Below are 16,960 nucleotides of genomic sequence, written 5' to 3' on the forward strand. Positions count from 1 at the left end.
GTACCGATTTCATGGAAACGGGCCGGCCCTACAGATCCCCATCGTCTATGGAACATCTCATTTAGATTCTGCCACTATTCCTTCGGGGAGCCACGTGAACAGGTCGACGCACCGGCCGGAATCGATGTTTCACCCATATCGGGTCGTTCCGGAATCGTGCGATCAAAGGCCAGCGGCGACGAGCCCGAACGGACGACGGCGGTTGCCGCGCCGGCGCCGCAACGATCCCGCGCAGTACGATGACCTCGCCGACCAGTGGTGGCCCACTCACGGACGGTTCGCGGCGTTGCACTGGCTCGCCGAGGCGCGCGCCCGCCTCATCCCGGCCCCACCTCGCACCGGCGCCCCGCTGCTCGACCTTGCCTGCGGTGGCGGCCTGCTCGCGCGGGTGCTGACTGGCAAGCTCGCGGGATGGCGGCACATTGGTGTCGATCTATCCCCGCTGGCACTCCGCCAGGCCAGTGACCACGGCGTCGAGGCAGTCCAGGCCGACGTGACGCGCCTGCCATTCCCCGACGGCAAGTTCTCCTGCGTCGTCGCTGGCGAGATGTTCGAGCATATCGAGGATCTCGACGCGGCCTGCACGGCGATCGGGCGAGTCCTCGCTCCGGGCGGAACGTTGGTGATCGACACGCTCGCGGACACTCTGTTCTGCCGGATCGGTCTGGTGCGTCTCGCCGAGCGCCTGCCGGGTGGCCCGCCGCCTCGTATACACGATCCGCGCCTGCTGGTGTCGCCCGACCGGTTGGGCGCGGCGCTGGATCGGTGCGGCATCGAGATGACTGTCGTTGGCGGCCTTCGCCCCTCGCTTCCTGACTACGTCCGTTGGCTCGTCCGTCAAGCCGACTCGGTGCGGATGGTGCCGACCGAGTCCACCGCGGGTGTCTACCAGGCCGTCGGGACAAGAAGGGAACTCCGGTGAGCGTTGAACGGTCCGCTGATGCGCAGGGTCCGGGCCCGTCAGCCGGTCCGGACCTCCCGGAGCCGGGCGTGCGGGAGGTGAGCATGCGGAAACCGGGCGGACACGACGCGGTACCAGCGCAATCGCGGGCACCGCGCGCCGACGGGGCGGAACTCGCCCACAGCGTCGTCGCAGCGATCGCCGGGCGCGCCGGCGACGCAGATCGTTGCGGGGAGCTGCCCGCGGCCGACCTCGACGATCTGCGCCAGGCGGGTCTGTTGGGGCTGCTCGTACCCCGGCGGTTCGGTGGTCACGGCGGCGGTTTCGCGCAGTGGGCCAATGCCGCGCGGGTACTCGCCGAAGCCAGCGGCTCGACCGCCCTGGCCCTGAACATGCACACCTCGGTCCTGGGCGCGCTGGCCGGCACTCCGGACGAGCTCGCCCGCGCGATGGGGGCGCCGGAGTCCTATTTCTCCGCGCGCGACCGGATGTTGACTCAGGCCGCCGGCGGCTCGTTCATCGCCGTTGCCATGAGCGAACGGGGCGCCGGCTCGCGACTGTCCGCGCTGCGGACCTCCTACCGCCGTGAGGGCGACGGCTACCGGATCATCGGCCTCAAGTCCTTCTGCTCGGGTGCGTCGCACGCGGACGTCTACTTCGTCGCCGCGCGCGCGGCCGAAGACCATTCCGAAGGCGAACAGCCGGACGAAGACCACCTGGCGGCTGCGGCGGGCCCAGCGACGAGAGTCAGCCATTTTCTTGTTCCAGCCGGGAACGGGGTGACCGTCGAGCCCAACTGGGACACCCTCGGCATGCGGGGTACCGGCAGCCACGACCTGCGCCTGGACGTGTGGGTTCCGGCGGACGCGCTGGTCGGCGGGCTGGAGGGGCTGAGCCTGCTGATCGCGCAGATCATGCCGCAGTGGTTGGTGGCCTCCTACGCCGCCGTCTACGCCGGGGTCGGCCGAGCCACCTTCAACGCGGGAATCGAACACGCGCGAGGCCAAACGGCAGCGGGGATACCGAAGGGCCTGGTCGGCCTTCCTGCCGTGCGGGCCCGCTTCGGTCACGCGGACGTCGCCCTCGCAGCGCTCGACGTCATGGTCGACGAGTGCGCCCGGCGGGTGGAGGCCGATCCCGGATCAGCGGCGACGAACCGGTGGGTATGGCGAGCGAAACTGCTCGCTGGGCAGACCGCGCAGGATGTGGCGGCCTCCGTCATCGAGGCGTGCGGAACTACGGTCACCCGCCGCGGCCACCCACTGGAACGGCTGTACCGGGACGCTCGGTGCGGATCTCTCCAACCCGCGACCACGGATGTGTGCGCGGACTGGTTGGGCCTCGCGGCGCTGGGAGGCGACCCGGACGCGGACGCAAACGTGGCCCGGTGGTGAGGGGGGCACAGACTCCCGACACGAGCAGGGATCCCACGAGGAGCGCCGGGGCAGAGCCGGGCACGACAGCCGTGATCACCGGGATCGGGACAGCGTTTCCTGGGGTTTTCGACCAGCAGAGCCTGTGGGACGAGGTCTTCGACCAACGGTACCGAGGCGACCGGATGGCTCGCCGGATCTTCATGGGCTGCGGAGTCCGGACCCGGCACGGGGTGGTGGATCCGCGGCGCGAGGACATCAGCGGCTGGTCGACAGCCACCCGGATGCTGCGATACGTCGAGGACGCACACCCCCTTGGACTACAGGCCGCCAGAACCGCCCTGATGGACGCCGGACTGAACGCCGCCGACGTCGGGCTGTTCGTCGTCGTGTCGTGCACCGGTTACAGCACACCGGGTCTGGACATCCAGCTCGCCCGTGAGCTCGGTATGTCAGCGCAGGTACGGCGGCTGCTGATCGGGCACATGGGCTGCTACGCGGCGATCCCGGGGATGGGAACCGCCGCTGACTTCGTCCGGGCCCGCCGGCAACCCGCCCTCGTACTCTGCGTGGAACTCACCTCCCTGCACATCCAGCCGGATACTCCCGAACGAGACCTGGAACAGGTGGTCGCGCACGCCCTGTTCGGCGACGCCGCCGCGGCGATCGTGCTCCAGCCCGACGCCGAGCATGGTCTCGACGTAATCGACACCACGGCCGTGACCGCTCCAGCCAGCGAAGAACTGATGACCTGGCACGTCACCGACCATGGGTTCCGGATGGGGCTGTCCGCCAAGGTCCCCGCCGTCCTGGCGAACCACGTCGAAGAGGCGACCGCGGCACTGCTCGACCCCTTCGGACTCAAGCAGGCCGACATCCAGGGATGGGCCGTGCACCCCGGCGGGCTACGCATCGTCGACGTCGTAGAGGAGCGTCTGGGTCTGGACAGGGCACAGACCGCCGCGACCCGCCAGATCCTCAACTCCCGAGGTAACTGTTCGTCGGCGACCGTACTGCTCGTCGTCGAACAACTGCGCGATGGACTCGACATCGGCGGCACAGCGATCGGGATGGCATTCGGTCCAGGTCTGACACTCTGCATGGCCCTACTGCGGCGCAGATAACCCTCGTTCGTAACATCCGCCGCGGACACTACGAACTCGGCACTGACTCCGACCCGCTGCTGCGGGTATCAGAGGCCTTCACCGGACTCGCCTCGCGGTCTGACTCGCAAACCCGCAGGGCTCGGCACGCGTTCCCTCCCCATAACGCAACAGCCCCGTCAGAAATGGATGGCGACGGAACCATCGAAGGCAAGGATCGGCCACAGCACAATAGCCAGAATGAACGTGGCGAGCTGGGAGCCATCGTGGATCTCACCGTAGTTTTTGCTCGAAGCAAGGATGATACCGACGACTACCCAGATCAGCAACGCAAGGGGGACCGGGACGCGGGTCTTCATCATGGCCCTTTCGCCTTCAGACATGGTGGCGCCCGCGCCTGCGACAACACCGTCGATTGGTGCGGCTCGATGACAGCTTACCCTGATCGGCACGTTTGACACCTTCGGCGTTGCCTTGTTGTGCCCACCGGCGCGGTAGGCCGCCACCGACGGAGAGTGCCGGCACTGTTCCTTGTCCACCATGCCGAGCACGGCTTACGCGGCACCACCGACCTCGTGTCGGAGTTCGCGGGGTTCGGTTCCCACCGGAGGTGATCGTGCTGGCGGTCCGCTGGTACTTGCGGTTCGCCCTGTCGTATCGGGATGTCAGGGGCTGCTCGCCGAACGCGGCATCGCTGTCGGCCATGTCACGGCCTAACGGTGGATGCAGCGCTGGGTCTGTTGCGTTGGCGAGGTCCTCCACGTGTCCGGGTGCCCGGCCGGTCCTGATCGGATGATGCATCGAGGTGCCATCCATCCACTGGTCCCCGTCTCGGAGTTCACCGGATTCCGATTCCCACCCGAGGTGATCGTGCTCGTGATAAGCAACAGAAGGGGCGCCCCGGCGAACGCACCACCCACAACTCCGTTGTTGCGCGGAACTCCTTGATAACGCCCTCGTTGATGCTCGTGGCGATGTGCGCGGGGACACCGCGAAGGACGTCGAGCTCCTCGTCCTGCCCTGCGACACCAGATGGCGGTGCTGCGACGTCAGGGGAGTCGTCCGACGCTGGATCCGGCGGATCGGGTGATCCACGCAGCCCTGTCCCGGCTGCTACCCCGGTCCAGCTGGGGTTCGTCCTTCGTCACCCCAGCCACCGTGCTGCGCTGGCACCGTGACCTCCTCGCACGAAAATGGATCTATCCCCGGAAATCGCCCGGACGGCCACCGGTCCGCCGGGAGATCCGCGAGCTGGTCCTGCGCCTCGCGAAGGAGAACCCGACCTGGGGCCACCGCAGGAGGAACCTGCTGATGGATCTCGAGGAGCGCAGCCACCGGTTCCGGTTCCTCATCCGTGACCGCGATACTAAATTCACGGCTTCCTTCGACGCTGTCTTCACCGGAGCCGGTATCGACATGGCGCACACACCACCGCAATCCCCGCAGGCGAACGCGATCGCGGAACGCTGGGTCGGCACCGTCCGCAGGGAATGCACCGACAGGCTGTTGACCGTCTCCGAACGGCACCTGACGTCAGTCCTCACCAGCTAAGCCGAGCATTTCAATACCCACCGGCCTCACTGCTCCCTCGGCCAGCATCCGCCCGACTCGCCACCCATGGTCGCCCCGCTCCCGGGGTCTACCGTCCGTCGCATATGTATTCTTGGCGGGCTGATCAACGAATATCGCAACGCAGCCTGATACCTCCCGAGGAAGATCGGATCACCCGCAAAAGGCCAGCTCACAGGCCGAATCGGGATTCTGGATCCCCACACGGGCGCCCCGACGTGAAGTCGGGTCTGATTGTGGCCAGGAACGTTCCCACATCAGGATGATCCTCACCAAGAGCGCGCTGGCGGCGGGCGAGATCGAGGCTGGCCACTATCCCAGCACGGGCAGGGTGATCGGAGGGAAGAGCAGCCACTGCAGCCTGACCGATCTCGATCGCAATGGTTAACTGCGAGTCCAGGACCGCGGCCGAATCCGGGTCGGTGGAATCCGGATCGGTCCCGAACCGTCACAGATGCTCGCGCATCCCGCAGCGCTCCCGTTCCTGGCTGGCCGTCACCTTCTCAGCACACCCGCCGTGCTGACACCGACGGCACGAACAGCCACCGTCACACAGTGAGCTCACTTCAACCAGAGGAAAACGACCCACCCGCACCTAGAAATCTCGCCTGGTTGTCGGGCGACGGCCGTGCCGGTAGCGCCGATCCGAGACCCCCACGAGCCTGCGAGTGCCAGCCAGGGCTTGGGATACCGGCACGGCAGCTCCCACTCCCCTCCCGGGACGCCGACCGCCGCGACATCAGCGACGCCGCCCGCCGACCGCTGGAGGCGCTCGCCGACATCACGACCGGCCTGGACCTGTTCGGCATCGCCTGGATCGAGCTCGAGGATGTCGAGGCCGACGATGTCATCGCCACCCTCACCACAGCCGCCCACGCCGAACGCGACGTGCTGATCCTGTCCGCGGACCAGGACTTCTACCAAATCCTCTCCTATCCCGACGCCACGCACGGCTCAATTCGAGTCCTCAACACCGCCCGGCGGCCCGGCAGCCGGTTCATCGGGCCAGGCCACCTCCTCACCCACTACGGCGTCGCCCCGGCCCAGTTCGCTGACCTCCGCGCGCTGTCCGGAGACAGCAGCGACAACATCCCCGGTGTCCGCGGTATCGGTCCCAAGACCGCCGCCGCTCTGCTCGCCGGCGGTCTGACTCTCGAGGACCTCCCCGCCTCCGGCCGGCTCGTCGGCACCAAGGGCGCGGCCATCCAGACCGCATGGCACCAGATCCTGACCTGGCGCGACATCATCCGCATGCGCTGCGAAGCGCCCCTGCCCTACGCCCCGACCGGTATCCCCACCGCACCCCTGCCCCTTGCCAGCGAGGTCATCGCCACACTCGGCCTCTGGTGGGCCGCCCTACCTTCGCTGACCGCACCATCCGCGCGCTGGACCCGTGCTCACCCCGCCCGTTGTGCCTGCTCACGGGCCGCCCGTTCAGGGGACGCGGGCGATGGCGCCGTAGACGTTGACGCGGCTGTCGGCCAGTTCCTCCCCGGCGTCCATCTCGGCGTGCCAGCGGTGGACCGGCACGACACCCGGCTAGACGAGGTCGAGGCCGGTGAGGAAGCCCTCGACCCCGCCCCGGGAGCGTGGGGTCAGCGCGATCCCGCGTGCCTGGTAGACGGCCGAGACCCGCTCCGCCTCCTCCGGCGCGAAGTCCCCGGTGGCGTGGGTGAGCGCCACGTAGCTGCCCGACGGGAGGACCTCCGTGTAACGGCGGACCAGGCCGTACGGGTCGTCCGACTCAGGGATGAAGTGCAGCACGGCGATCAGGGAGAGCACGAGCGGCCGGTCGAGGTCGAGAGTCTCGGCCAGTTCGGGCGAGGCGAGGATCTTCTCCGGCTCGCGCAGGTCGGCGTCGAGGTAGGCGGTGCGGCCCTGCCGGGTACCGGTCAGCAGGGCGCGGGCGTGCGCGAGGACGATCGGATCGTTGTCGGCGTAGACGATCCGGGCGTCCGCGGCGGCCTCCTGCGCGACCTCGTGCAGGTTCGGCGAGGTCGGGATGCCGGTGCCGATGTCGAGGAACTGCCGCAGCCCCAGCTCCCTGACGAGTTTCCGGGTCGCGCGGTGCAGGAACGCCCGGTTCTCACGCGCCCCGGTCCGCATGTCCGGGAAGATGGCCAGCGTCTGCTCGGCGGCCTCCCGGTCAGCCGGGAAGTTGTCCTTACCACCCAGGAAATAGTCGTACACCCGAGCCGAGTGCGGAACATCGATCTTCAGATCGGCCGGGGTGAGCTGTTCCGTCACAGGCGTGAACCACCGCCTCGCGCTGGACGCCCCGGCCTCGGCATCGGTCACCGTGCACAACCCCCACATTCCGGCGCAACCATCTGGAATCACCCTAACGGGCAGCCGGCCCCCATCCCCGCAAGACCACAGCAGACAGCATGCGGCTCACCGGGAACCGCCAGACGTCCACACGCCGCCACTGACCCACCGGCCAGCGGCCCACGGACAGACACCGCGGTCTCCTCACCGCCTGCCACAAGCCCTGGTACCGGGCCTCCCGGACACCCCCCGGCGAGTGGACCAGTCTCCACACCGGGCGGAGAATGGGGCTCCGTGACCGATCCTGCGAAGGCCGCGCGGCGCACGTTGGCCCTGCTCACCGGCCAGCTCCACCTCGTACGCCACGAAGACGGCCCGGACACCACCGCGCTGCGGGCAGCACGCCACCACCTCGCCACGCTCCTCCACGACGCCAGCACCCACACCCCGATCGAGACGATCACCAGCGTGGAACGGCTGACCGTCGGACTCCTCCTCCAACTCGCCAAGACCACCCACACACCCCCGCACCAGATGCTCCAGGACATCGCTGTCCTCAACGCCCACCAGACAGCCGACGCCGACCCGGCCGTCGCCCTGCTGACCGCCCGCCTCGACATGGCCACCCCGACCCCGGCCACGGCACCGTTGGATGCGGTACGCCAAGACCTGATCGTCGACGCTGTGCACGGCAACCCGCAGCGCACCCTGCGCACCCTCACCACCATCGCCACCGCGCTGCTCGTCACCCTCGCAGAAGCCCTGGGCACTACGCCCGAAAAGCTGATCGCCCGCCTCGCTCCTTACATATCCCTGCACGACCACTGACCCTGAGGCGCCTCATCTGGGACTCGCCGACCGGATACTCGTGATCGCAGAGGAGCTGGGTGCAGCCGCCCGGGACGGCCTCATCATGTTCGTATGACCGAGCCTCAACCACGAATTCGATGTCGTTCTCGTCCGGGTCGACGCGGACACGTGGCGATGCCGATCAATCGCGGTGAGAGTCTCCTGCGGTCGGACCCCTTCTACCCTCATGAGCCGCCCAAGGGTGCCCTATAAGCCGGGCGTGGGACGCCCATGGCAGAAGCTTCTGGTCGTGATGAGCTGATTCCAGCGGATGCGACAGGCCCGTCCGGACGATCACGCGATACGGTACGCAAGACATCGCGGATACACGGTCCACAGGCATGCAAGGGGAATTCTCATGGCGCAGAAGACCATCGTTTCACTCATCGATGTGAGGCGCCCCTTTTATTCCGGCAGCGGGACAGGATTCCTCAGGACCTCCGCGCCACACTGACCTACGGGCTCGCAGGCACCACAACGACCGCTGTGGGATATCAGCGTCTTTCCGGCGGCCTCCCGATCACCAAGCAGGCGACACCGGACAGGAACATGATGGCCCCACTCACCCTTAACGAGATCCGTCATGTCATTGCCCTGTTCGGACAGGCCGTCATCCCACCGGCGGTGATCATCTGGTGGTCGGACTGGCGTCGCGGTCACCAGGCACGCGCCCGCCGCGCCGGGGAGCCTGCCGTGCTGAACTTCGTCACCTCCACCATCCACACCGGAGCGTTCGAGGGTCGGGTTGCGCGCGCCTCCGCCCGCTCGTGGCGGTTCAGCGACGGGGAGACCTTCCTGACCCTCGGCGCGGGCAGCTCGACGCCGCGCGACGACGCCCCCCACGACCGGCGGAACCGTTCCGGTGAGGCCGTCGAGCAGCGCCGCCCGGCCCGTCGCCTGCTGCCGCGCTGGGCTCCCTCGCACAGCTGCCCTTCGGTCACCCGCCGCGCGGAGGAGCCCAGCCGCCAGCCGTCAGTGCTGGTTCAGGAGCCGGGTCAGGTCGGCCCGCACCTCCTCGGCCAGGTCGGCCTCCAACGCCGCCGCCAGCCGCTCGACGAAGGCCGCCGCGGCGTTCTCGCGGCGCTCGACGGCCGCGGCGATGTCGGGGACGGCCGGTCGCGCCGGCGGCACCTCTACCTGCTCCGCGACCCGCTCCTCGGCGGTGAGCTTGCGGTAGGTCGCCGTGGCGCCGTAGTCGCTGCCCAGCGGGAACCACCAGAACTGGACGTCGCTGTAGACCTGGTTGTTGGAGGGGTTGAAGCTCTCGTAGTACCAGTAGGAGCCCGCCGGGATCGGCACGGTGATCGTATTCGGGTTGGTGTTCATGAAGTCGCTCCAGCCGGGGCCGAAGGAGCCGACGGTGCCGCCCTGCACACCGAACCAGGTACCCGAGGTGTAGATCCAGCCGTAGGCGTACGAGGCCTGGCTGTTGTCGCTGGGGGTGAGCACCTGGGCCACCGCGAAGCCGTCGGTCGCGGTGTAGACGCCGGTCTGGCCGAGGTTGGCGCCCTGGTCGACCAGATTCGCGTTGCCGAGCAGCTCCACCCGCCCGGAGTAGCCGTACAGCCCCCGCACGGTCAGGTCGCTCAGCGAGGCCGATCCTGTCCCGGACAGCGTCCCGGTCACCGTCGCGTCGGAGAGGCTGGTGCTGCCGGAGACGCTCAGCGATTCCTCCAGCTCGGTGGAGCCGCGGACCGTCAGCCCGTCGTCGACGGTGGTGTCGCTCAGGCTTGTGGAGCCGTCCACGTCCAGCGAGCCGTTCACGCTGACGCTGGATGAGCTCAGCGAGCCGGTCTCGGTGGTGGACAGGTAACTGGTGCCTGACACCTCCAGGGTGCCGGAGACCGTCACACTGCTCGGGGTGAGCACCGGGTTGGACACGCTGACGGTGAGCGCGTCGTACAGGTAGATCGGCTCGTAGCCGCCCTGCGGGACGTCTTCGTCCGGGGAACCGGTCATCGACGCGGTGAGGACGAAGGCCGTGTCGCGGGAGAGCCCTTCCTCCAGCGTGTAGGTGGTCGCGGTGCCGGCGTAGACCGGCCGGCTCTGCCCCTTCGTGAACAGCTGGAAATAGGTGCCGTTGCTCTCCCAGGACAGCCGGACGGGGTCGCCTTCGGAGAAGTCGGTGGCCGGCACGGTGGGACTGGCCAGCGTGGCCGCGACCAGGTTCTTCAGGTAGAAGGCCGGCCATTCCTTGCGCACCGGGAAGTAGGCCGGCTTCAACGTGAAGGTGGTCGGGTCGGAGCTGGTCCCGGAGGTCTCCTGGATCGCGATCTCGGCGTCACCGACTGTCTGGTTCACCGCGCCGAAGACGCCGAAGACCAGGTTGTAGTCGACGCGGTAGTCGGTGCTGGAGACACAGTCGTAGACGAAGGTGCTGTAGTCCTGGTCCTCGTCCAGGCCGTCCCAGAGGTCGCGGCCCTTGCGCAGCTGGGCCGTGACGGCCCACTTGTTGCTGTTCGACGACCCGGCCGGCGCCAGCGCGTACAGGCTCGCGTCGTCCGTGCCGATCGGCACGGCGATCACGATCTGGCTGCAGTAGACGGTGGTTTCGGCGCTGACGCCGATATTCACCCGGGCCTGGTTGACGACTTGGGCGGTGCTGGCCGGGACGGGGGCCGGGTCGGTGGAGAGGGCGTAGTCGAGCAGGATGGTGTCGCTGTCCTCAGGCATGCGGCTGCTCCTTGAGATCAGTGATGAACTGCAGGTAGCCCTCGCGCAGGGTGTTCGGTGGCAGACCACTGGTGGCGCTGGGCGAGGCGGCGGTCAGGCCGTAGCCGGTCCAGGTGCCGGCCGCGGCGTCGGGCTCCCACCAGGACCAGCTACCGTTGCGCTCGGTCGGGGTGGGATGGGTGATGGACCGTGGGTAGGCCGGCGGGGTGTCGCCAATGGCCGCTGAGGGTCCCAGGGGGGTCAGCAGCGGGCCGGCGCGAAAGGTGACCTCCATGGCCGCCAGCGCCCGGTCGACGAACTCCTGCGGGATGTCGTACCGCTTCACCGGGAGGATGCCGGTGTAGGCGTGGATCGCGGCCCGGGGATCGGCCAGCACGGTCAGGTACTGACCGGAGCCGGGAGCGAAGGACAGCCGCGGGTAGTTGCCCGGTGTGGTGGTCTGTCCGACCGGCCCGATCACGGTGACGTAGTCCTGCGCGGGTTCGGCCGGCGGCGCCGCCGTGCTGTGGAACACCTCGTAGTCCGACCCGGCGAAGTAGCCGACCACGCCGTCCTGCCGGGTGGCCTGGTCGCCGAGCCGAACAGCGAACTCCTGGCTGAGCAGGTCCGCGGTGGGCTCGGCGAAGGTGGCGGCCCAGCCGGTGTCGGTGATCGGGTCGCCGTCCAGCTGGAGCCGCAGCCGGGTCCGCAGCAGCGCCAGCGGGCGGCCGAGGAGCACCGAGAGGTTGGCGTCGGCCCGGCTGCCCAGCGGGTCGACCGTCCACAGCGTCGCGTCGACGGCGGCCAGAAAGGCCAGGAAGCCGGCCTCGGTGGCCAGCCGCGGGGACGCCAGCAGGTCACGCAGGCGCGGGGCGAGCCGGCCGACGTCCGCCAGGGTCAGGGTGGTGTGCGGCGGTGGGGTCCACCGGCCGGACCGGCTGCCGTCGGCCTGCGCGTACAACCGGAACTCGCCCAGGGCGGTGCCGTCCGGGGCGAAGACCAGCAGGCTGGCGTCGAGGTGGTTGGGCAGCACCCAGCCGGAGATCGGCATCACGTCCCGGTCCTGCTGGTAGACCTTGGTGTCGTCGGCCGCGTCGAGCAGCCGCAGCTCCAGCCGGGCGTGCTGCAGCAGCCGTGGCGGCAGTTGCAGGACCGAGCTGACCCGGGGCACCACCACCTCGTCCGGCACCAGCGTCGGGTCGATGCGGACCGGGAAGGTGGCGTAGTCGAACAGGCCGCTGGACTGGCCGGACTCCACCACGTGCAGGACCCGGCCGAACTTGTCGTAGAGCTGGAAGTCGGTGAAGTAGTAGGCACCGGAGCGCAGGCCGTGGAACGTCGGCGCCGGCCCGTTCGGGAACAGCGGCACCGTGTCGACCTGGCCCTGGCTGGCGCGTGGCAGCGTCAGCGCGGCCGGGACGCCGTCGCCGCCGCCGCCGTCGTCGTCGTCGTCGCGGTAGCCGGTCAGGGCCGCCACCGGGTAGCCGCCGAGCTGGTCGGCGGCGGTCGGCCGGCGGAACGCGCGGCCGTCGCGCAGGCTGAGGAGCTGGTGGAAGCCGGTGAGCTCCTGGGCGAGGAACTGCCAGCCGTAGACCCGGGCGATCCACTCGTCGAGCTGGGCCAGCTCGGAGTCCGTCCCGTACTGGCGGACGAACGCGTCCAGCCGGGAGCCGAAGACGAAACCGGCATGCGGGCTGAGCAGCGAGATGCCGCCGACCACCCGCTGACCGTCCGGCAGCGGGGAGGGCACGGTGGTCAGCCGGTAGTCGACGCCGTCGAAGGTCCACGACGCCGCGCCGCCGGCGGTGAACGGGACGTGCGTGTAGGCGCCGGACCACTCCAGGAACAGCGGGCTCCACGGCTGCCGCCAGCCGGCCAGCGGCAGCGCCGGCAGGCTGCCGGTGTAGCGGGCCGGGTCGTGCGCGCCCATCACCGTGGCCAGCTCGTCGGCCGACTGCCCGGTGGCCGCCGCGAGCGCCGCCGCGTTGCCCGGGTCGAGCAGCAGGAACTCCCGCAGCAGCGGCTGCGCGGCGGACGTCGGGACGGCGGCGAGGCTGCCGACGGCGTCGAGCAGCCCGGCGACCGCGGCGGCGCCGATCGTGGCGCCGGAGCGCAGCGTGAACGCGGTGACCAGGTCGTCGCCGGGACGGACCGGCAGCGCGATGGTACTGACCGCCGACGGGGGAGCCGACACGCCGGAGAGCACCACCGTGGGATTGGCGGCCTGCCAGTACCGGGGGCCGGCGACGGCCTTGAGCGTCTTGCCCGGGTCCAGGTTCCGGCTGGCGGCGAACGCCGTGATGCCGTCGCGCAGGGCCTGCTGGTCGTTGTCGGTGTGGGTCCAGTCCGGCTGCGGAACCTGCGGCAGCAGCCGCTGGACGACGCCGAACTGGGCCACCAGCCGGGCGGCGGCGCTGCCCGGCCGGCTCGGGTCGAGCTCGCCGGCCAGCTGGTGCTGGAAGTCGCTGAGTGTCCCGACCCCGCGGGGCGGTTTGGGGAAGGTGTTGCTCGAGTCGGAGAGATAGCCGTTCTTCAACCACAGCTCGTGCAGCCGCCACTGCAGGCTGTGCAGGGAGGTCAGCGCCGTGTCCAGGTCGGCCTGGGCCTGGTTGAGCTCGGCCAGCCACCTCTGTTCGTCCGCGGTCAGGGTGGTGCCGGGGCTCCCGTCGGAGGTGTTCTCCACGATCGCCCAGACGTGGCCGCCGGGCCGGGAGGCGAAGCAGGCCTGCCGGACCTGGTCGTCCAGCAGCGCCTCGCCGTTGGGCTCGTTCAGCTGCGGCAGCAGGTCGTACTGGAAGGCGCGCAGCAGCTGGGCCTTCGCCGGGTCGTTGAGCTGGGGGCCGATCAGGGAGGTGAACGCGTCGATGGTGGTGTTGCCGACGCTCACGTTGAGCAGGCCGCTGTCCCGGACCGCCTGCAGCGGATCCTCCGCCGGCGCGGGGCCGGCGCGGTCCCAGCCGACCGAGAGCACCGCGCCGTGGTACACGCTGCTGTCGGTGGCCGCGGCCGAGCCGCCGTCCAGCGCCCAGCCGAGCCGCTCCAGCAGGGCGGCGTAGGCGGCGTCGTCGGCACCGGCCGGCGCGAGGACGTCCTGCGTCGGGTCGGAGTACCAGCCGAGCACGAAATAGCTGAGCGTGTAGGCGTCGAGGCCGGTCAGCGGGTCGTAGAAGGAGAACACCCCGAGGTTGTGCGCCAGATAGCCGCTGAACAGCGTGTTGGCCGGCGCGACCGCCCGCAGGAACATCGGCCGCGCGGCGCGCTCGGACCATCCGGCCAGGGGGAAGGAGATCCCGAGGCTGGCGACCTGCACGGTGCTCGCCGCCGGGTTGAGCGTGGTGGCCCGCCGGATCGGGTCGGCGCAGGACCGCCACGCGCTGATCAGCCCCGGGTCGGCCAGGTACATGCTGGTGTCGGCCGAGTCGGTGGTGGTCACCGCCGAGGTGTACGGGCAGTCGCTCTCCAGCACCCAGGCGGTCGCCTGCCGACGGCTGGCTCCGTGGAGTCGGACGATCAGCCAGCGGTTCGGTACCAGGGGGAAGTCGCCGTGCGGCGAGTCGGCGGCCGAGTGCCGCAGCGCCTCCGGCAGCGTCCAGCTGAGGTACACGCCGGGCCGCTGGCCGCCCACCGCCCGGTCGAGCGCCACCGGCTCCGGGCTCTTCCAGTGGGACAACGACAGGTAGTTGAACTGCCACCAGCGGAAGGTGTCACGGGCCAGCACGGCCTGGTTCACCACCAGGGCGTCGAGCGTGACGGGCACGGCGAGGGGCAGACCGGGCATGCGCGGATCCTTGTCCGTCGAGGTGGTCAGGTCCGTCGGGAACGTCAGGTCGGTCGGGGTGCTCAGCCGGTCGGGCTGGTGAACCTGATGGCCTCGGGGGACTTCACCATCTGCAGAGCGAAGTCCGCCGGGCCGAAGTCGGGCACCGCGACACCGGCGGCCGCCAGCGCGTCCTGGATCCGCCGGGCGGCGGCACCGACGTCCAGCACGGTGTCGCCGCCGGCGCGCAGGCTGTCGGGAAGCAGCGGCAACGGGGCGGCCAGCTGGGTACCGATCGGCACCGGGCCGTCGGAGGTCGGCTGACGTAGCGGCAGCTCGCCGTCGTCGTCCACGCCGAACCGGAAGCCCTCCTGCGGCTCGGCGAACTCGACCTGGTCCGGGACGCCCTGGAACAGGCAGAGGAGCAGGTCGTCGGCGAGGCGGTCCATCCGCAGCACTCGCAGGTCGTCGCCGGCCAGGCTGCCGCGGACCGCGAGGTTGGGCCAGCCGGACACCACCGCCGAGCGCAGCAGGAACCCGCTGACCAGGCTGTCCCCGGCCGCCCCGGCCCCGGCCCCGGTGGAGGCGGTGGCCGTGGTGGCCGGCGGTTCGACCCCGGTCCGCCTGGCGCGCAGCGCCTGCGCCGTGGTCCGGGCGGCCCGGTGGATCAGGCCGCCCATGATCCCGGTGAGGACGGCGTCCCGGCTGGACTGCGTGCCGATGCTCAGCGCCCCGTCGGTCAGCGCGCGCAGCCAGTTGTCGTCCAGGTAGAAGAAGCGCAGCGTCTCCGGGGCGAGCATCCGGCTGTCGGGCACCAGCAGGTTGAACGGCAGCGGGTAGAGCAGCACCAGGTTGGCCAGCCAGGTGGTCACCGGCAGCAGGTCGGCCTGGGTGCCGTCCGCGATCAGCTCCCGCGTCCGCGGGTCGGCCAGGAAGCCGCGCACCGCCGCGGCCGGATCCGGGTCCTGGGCCGGGTGCGGGGCGGCGCCCGGATCCGCGGGCGTGTCGGCGGTGTCGGCGGTGTCGGTGGCGTCGGTGGCGTCGGTGGCGTCGGTGGCGTCGGTGGCGTCGGTGGCCGCCAGGGTGGTCAGCAGGTCGGTCGAAAGGCAGCGCAGGAACTCGTCCTGCACGGAGGTGTCCGAGCGCAGCTCGGCGATCTGGCTGGCCGGGAAGGCGTCGCTGCGCAGCCGCTCCAGCAACCGGTCGGTGACCTGGTGGCCGCGGGTCCGGAAGGCGTACAGGGCCTGGCCGAACACCCGGTCCGCCAGTGCCAGCGCGCGGCCGGCCTGCCAGGCGGTGGCCAGCGAGGCGTCGAAGACGCCGAACCCGCTGTCGTAGACCAGCGCCGCGTCCGAGGTGGGAAACGACGTGTCCGCTCCCAGCGGTGTGGTCAGCACCGGCGCGCACGGCCCGCGGTACCAGGCGAAGGTCCGCTCGCCGGTGCGCAGCTGGTACTCCAGCGGGACGAACCCGTCCGCCAGCCGGCGGCTGACCTCCGCGCCGGCCGCGGTGCCGCCGCCCGGGGCGGTCGGTGCCGGCAGCCGCAGCCACAGGTTCGCCGGGGTGTAGCTGCTGCCGTCGTACTCCTGCCCGACCAGGTTCTCCATCAGGCCGCGGAAGTCCTGGTGCCGGTTGGCCGTGGTGTTGAACGTCCAGCTGGCCAGCGACAGCAGCGCCACCGACGTGTGGGCGCCGAAGTCCGGCTGGTCCACCAGGTACGTCTCGAGGCCCTCCAGCGACACCAGGTGCGCGATGCTCTTGCATGCCGCCGAGCCGTCCTCGGCCGGCGCGTCCTCGGCCGGGGCGGCCGGGAACCGGTTGCCCACCACCACCGAGAACAGCCCGTTGGTCTCCAGCCCCAGCTCGGCCTTGTCAGCGATGTTGGACTGGCGGCAGTGCGCCAGGAAACGCAGCTCGGTCAGCCGCGGGACGAGCGCGGGGAACAGCACCGTCGCCAGCTGGATGAAGGTGCACGGATCGGTGTCGGCGACGTCGCCCTCCTGCACCACCGCCGGTTTGAGCACGGCCGGGTCGGCCCGCAGGAAGTCCGCCACCGTGGCGGTCTGCGCACGGGTGGGAGCGCCGACGCCACCGATGATCTCATCCTCGCCGAGCACCAGTACCGCCAGCCACGGCTGGGCGGCGGACGAGCCGGCCATGGCCCGCTCCCAGGGCAGCAACGCGTCGCTGAGCACGATGTGCGGCAGCACCTGCCCGAACTGCCCGGTACTGCCGGCCGGCGGGTACTGGTTGATGATCGCGGTCGGGTCCAGCGCGAACTGCGGCGCGCTCACCACCAGGTTCTGGGTCGCGGTCAGCTCGCCGGTGTCCACGCCGGCCACGGTCTGCCCGACGGAGATCGTCCAGTTGCCGGCGGCCAGCGCGGGCACGTAGTTGTCGTAGAAGCGTAGATCACCGACCGGGATGTCGGTCGTCTCCGAGGTGGCCACGGACGCTCCGTTTCAGCTCGTTCAGGTTCAGCTCGTTC

At 70.1% G+C, this 16,960-nt stretch carries 9 protein-coding genes and 7 pseudogenes; 10 read left to right on the forward strand and 6 right to left on the reverse strand.

Annotated elements, in window-relative coordinates:
• The first annotated feature begins 202 nt into the window (after positions 1-202).
• From FRANEAN1_RS21365 to FRANEAN1_RS43835, 4 genes and pseudogenes are all read left to right on the forward strand, one after another.
• On the forward strand, positions 203-922 hold the full coding sequence (locus tag FRANEAN1_RS21365) for a methyltransferase domain-containing protein (RefSeq protein ID WP_041254541.1): 720 nt from the start codon (positions 203-205) through the stop codon (positions 920-922).
• Between the two features lie 83 nt (positions 923-1,005).
• Positions 1,006-2,295: an acyl-CoA dehydrogenase family protein gene (locus tag FRANEAN1_RS21370; RefSeq protein WP_041256263.1), complete on the forward strand. Its 1,290-nt coding sequence runs from the start codon at positions 1,006-1,008 to the stop codon at positions 2,293-2,295.
• Between the two features lie 71 nt (positions 2,296-2,366).
• Positions 2,367-3,398, forward strand: coding sequence for a type III polyketide synthase (locus FRANEAN1_RS21375; RefSeq protein WP_041254543.1), 1,032 nt, complete (start codon positions 2,367-2,369; stop codon positions 3,396-3,398).
• 2 nt (positions 3,399-3,400) lie between these two features.
• Positions 3,401-3,493: pseudogene (locus FRANEAN1_RS43835) on the forward strand (IS6 family transposase); the annotation flags it as partial.
• Positions 3,494-3,556: 63 nt separating this feature from the next.
• Here FRANEAN1_RS43835 and FRANEAN1_RS41355 read toward each other — a convergent pair.
• Positions 3,557-3,928: a hypothetical protein gene (locus FRANEAN1_RS41355; RefSeq protein ID WP_157472741.1), complete on the reverse strand. Its 372-nt coding sequence runs from the start codon at positions 3,926-3,928 to the stop codon at positions 3,557-3,559.
• A 59-nt stretch (positions 3,929-3,987) separates the two neighbouring features.
• On the opposite strand from FRANEAN1_RS41355, the pseudogene FRANEAN1_RS41360 reads away from it, so the two are divergent.
• Positions 3,988-4,091 (forward strand): annotated as a pseudogene (locus FRANEAN1_RS41360) (IS6 family transposase); the annotation flags it as partial.
• 161 nt (positions 4,092-4,252) lie between these two features.
• Here FRANEAN1_RS41360 and FRANEAN1_RS43840 read toward each other — a convergent pair.
• A pseudogene (locus FRANEAN1_RS43840) lies at positions 4,253-4,341 on the reverse strand (nitroreductase family deazaflavin-dependent oxidoreductase); the annotation flags it as partial.
• A gap of 12 nt (positions 4,342-4,353) precedes the next feature.
• Between FRANEAN1_RS43840 and FRANEAN1_RS43845 the strand changes: the two are divergent.
• The 3 genes and pseudogenes from FRANEAN1_RS43845 to FRANEAN1_RS39330 all read left to right on the forward strand — a co-directional run.
• A pseudogene (locus FRANEAN1_RS43845) lies at positions 4,354-5,078 on the forward strand (integrase core domain-containing protein).
• Between the two features lie 130 nt (positions 5,079-5,208).
• Positions 5,209-5,334: a hypothetical protein gene (locus FRANEAN1_RS43850; RefSeq protein ID WP_347176700.1), complete on the forward strand. Its 126-nt coding sequence runs from the start codon at positions 5,209-5,211 to the stop codon at positions 5,332-5,334.
• 167 nt (positions 5,335-5,501) lie between these two features.
• A pseudogene (locus FRANEAN1_RS39330) lies at positions 5,502-6,221 on the forward strand (5'-3' exonuclease H3TH domain-containing protein); the annotation flags it as partial.
• Positions 6,222-6,380: 159 nt separating this feature from the next.
• Here the strand turns inward: FRANEAN1_RS39330 and FRANEAN1_RS21400 are convergent.
• A pseudogene (locus FRANEAN1_RS21400) lies at positions 6,381-7,262 on the reverse strand (SAM-dependent methyltransferase).
• A 246-nt stretch (positions 7,263-7,508) separates the two neighbouring features.
• Between FRANEAN1_RS21400 and FRANEAN1_RS21405 the strand changes: the two are divergent.
• Together FRANEAN1_RS21405 and FRANEAN1_RS41370 are read left to right on the forward strand one after the other, a co-directional pair.
• Complete coding sequence (locus FRANEAN1_RS21405; RefSeq protein ID WP_041254550.1) at positions 7,509-8,042, forward strand: hypothetical protein; 534 nt, start codon at positions 7,509-7,511, stop codon at positions 8,040-8,042.
• A gap of 498 nt (positions 8,043-8,540) precedes the next feature.
• A pseudogene (locus tag FRANEAN1_RS41370) lies at positions 8,541-8,738 on the forward strand (IS701 family transposase); the annotation flags it as partial.
• A 297-nt stretch (positions 8,739-9,035) separates the two neighbouring features.
• Here FRANEAN1_RS41370 and FRANEAN1_RS21410 read toward each other — a convergent pair.
• The 3 genes from FRANEAN1_RS21410 to FRANEAN1_RS40450 form a co-directional block, all read right to left on the reverse strand.
• Positions 9,036-10,736, reverse strand: coding sequence for a hypothetical protein (locus FRANEAN1_RS21410; RefSeq protein WP_020461908.1), 1,701 nt, complete (start codon positions 10,734-10,736; stop codon positions 9,036-9,038).
• On the reverse strand, positions 10,729-14,493 hold the full coding sequence (locus FRANEAN1_RS21415) for a hypothetical protein (protein ID WP_020461909.1): 3,765 nt from the start codon (positions 14,491-14,493) through the stop codon (positions 10,729-10,731). The genes FRANEAN1_RS21410 and FRANEAN1_RS21415 overlap by 8 nt, the downstream gene beginning before the upstream one ends.
• 62 nt (positions 14,494-14,555) lie before the next feature.
• On the reverse strand, positions 14,556-16,922 hold the full coding sequence (locus tag FRANEAN1_RS40450) for a hypothetical protein (RefSeq protein WP_020461910.1): 2,367 nt from the start codon (positions 16,920-16,922) through the stop codon (positions 14,556-14,558).
• Between the last annotated feature and the right edge of the window lie 38 nt (positions 16,923-16,960).

It is taken from the genome of Parafrankia sp. EAN1pec, assembly GCF_000018005.1.
Taxonomy (GTDB): domain Bacteria; phylum Actinomycetota; class Actinomycetes; order Frankiales; family Frankiaceae; genus Parafrankia; species Parafrankia soli.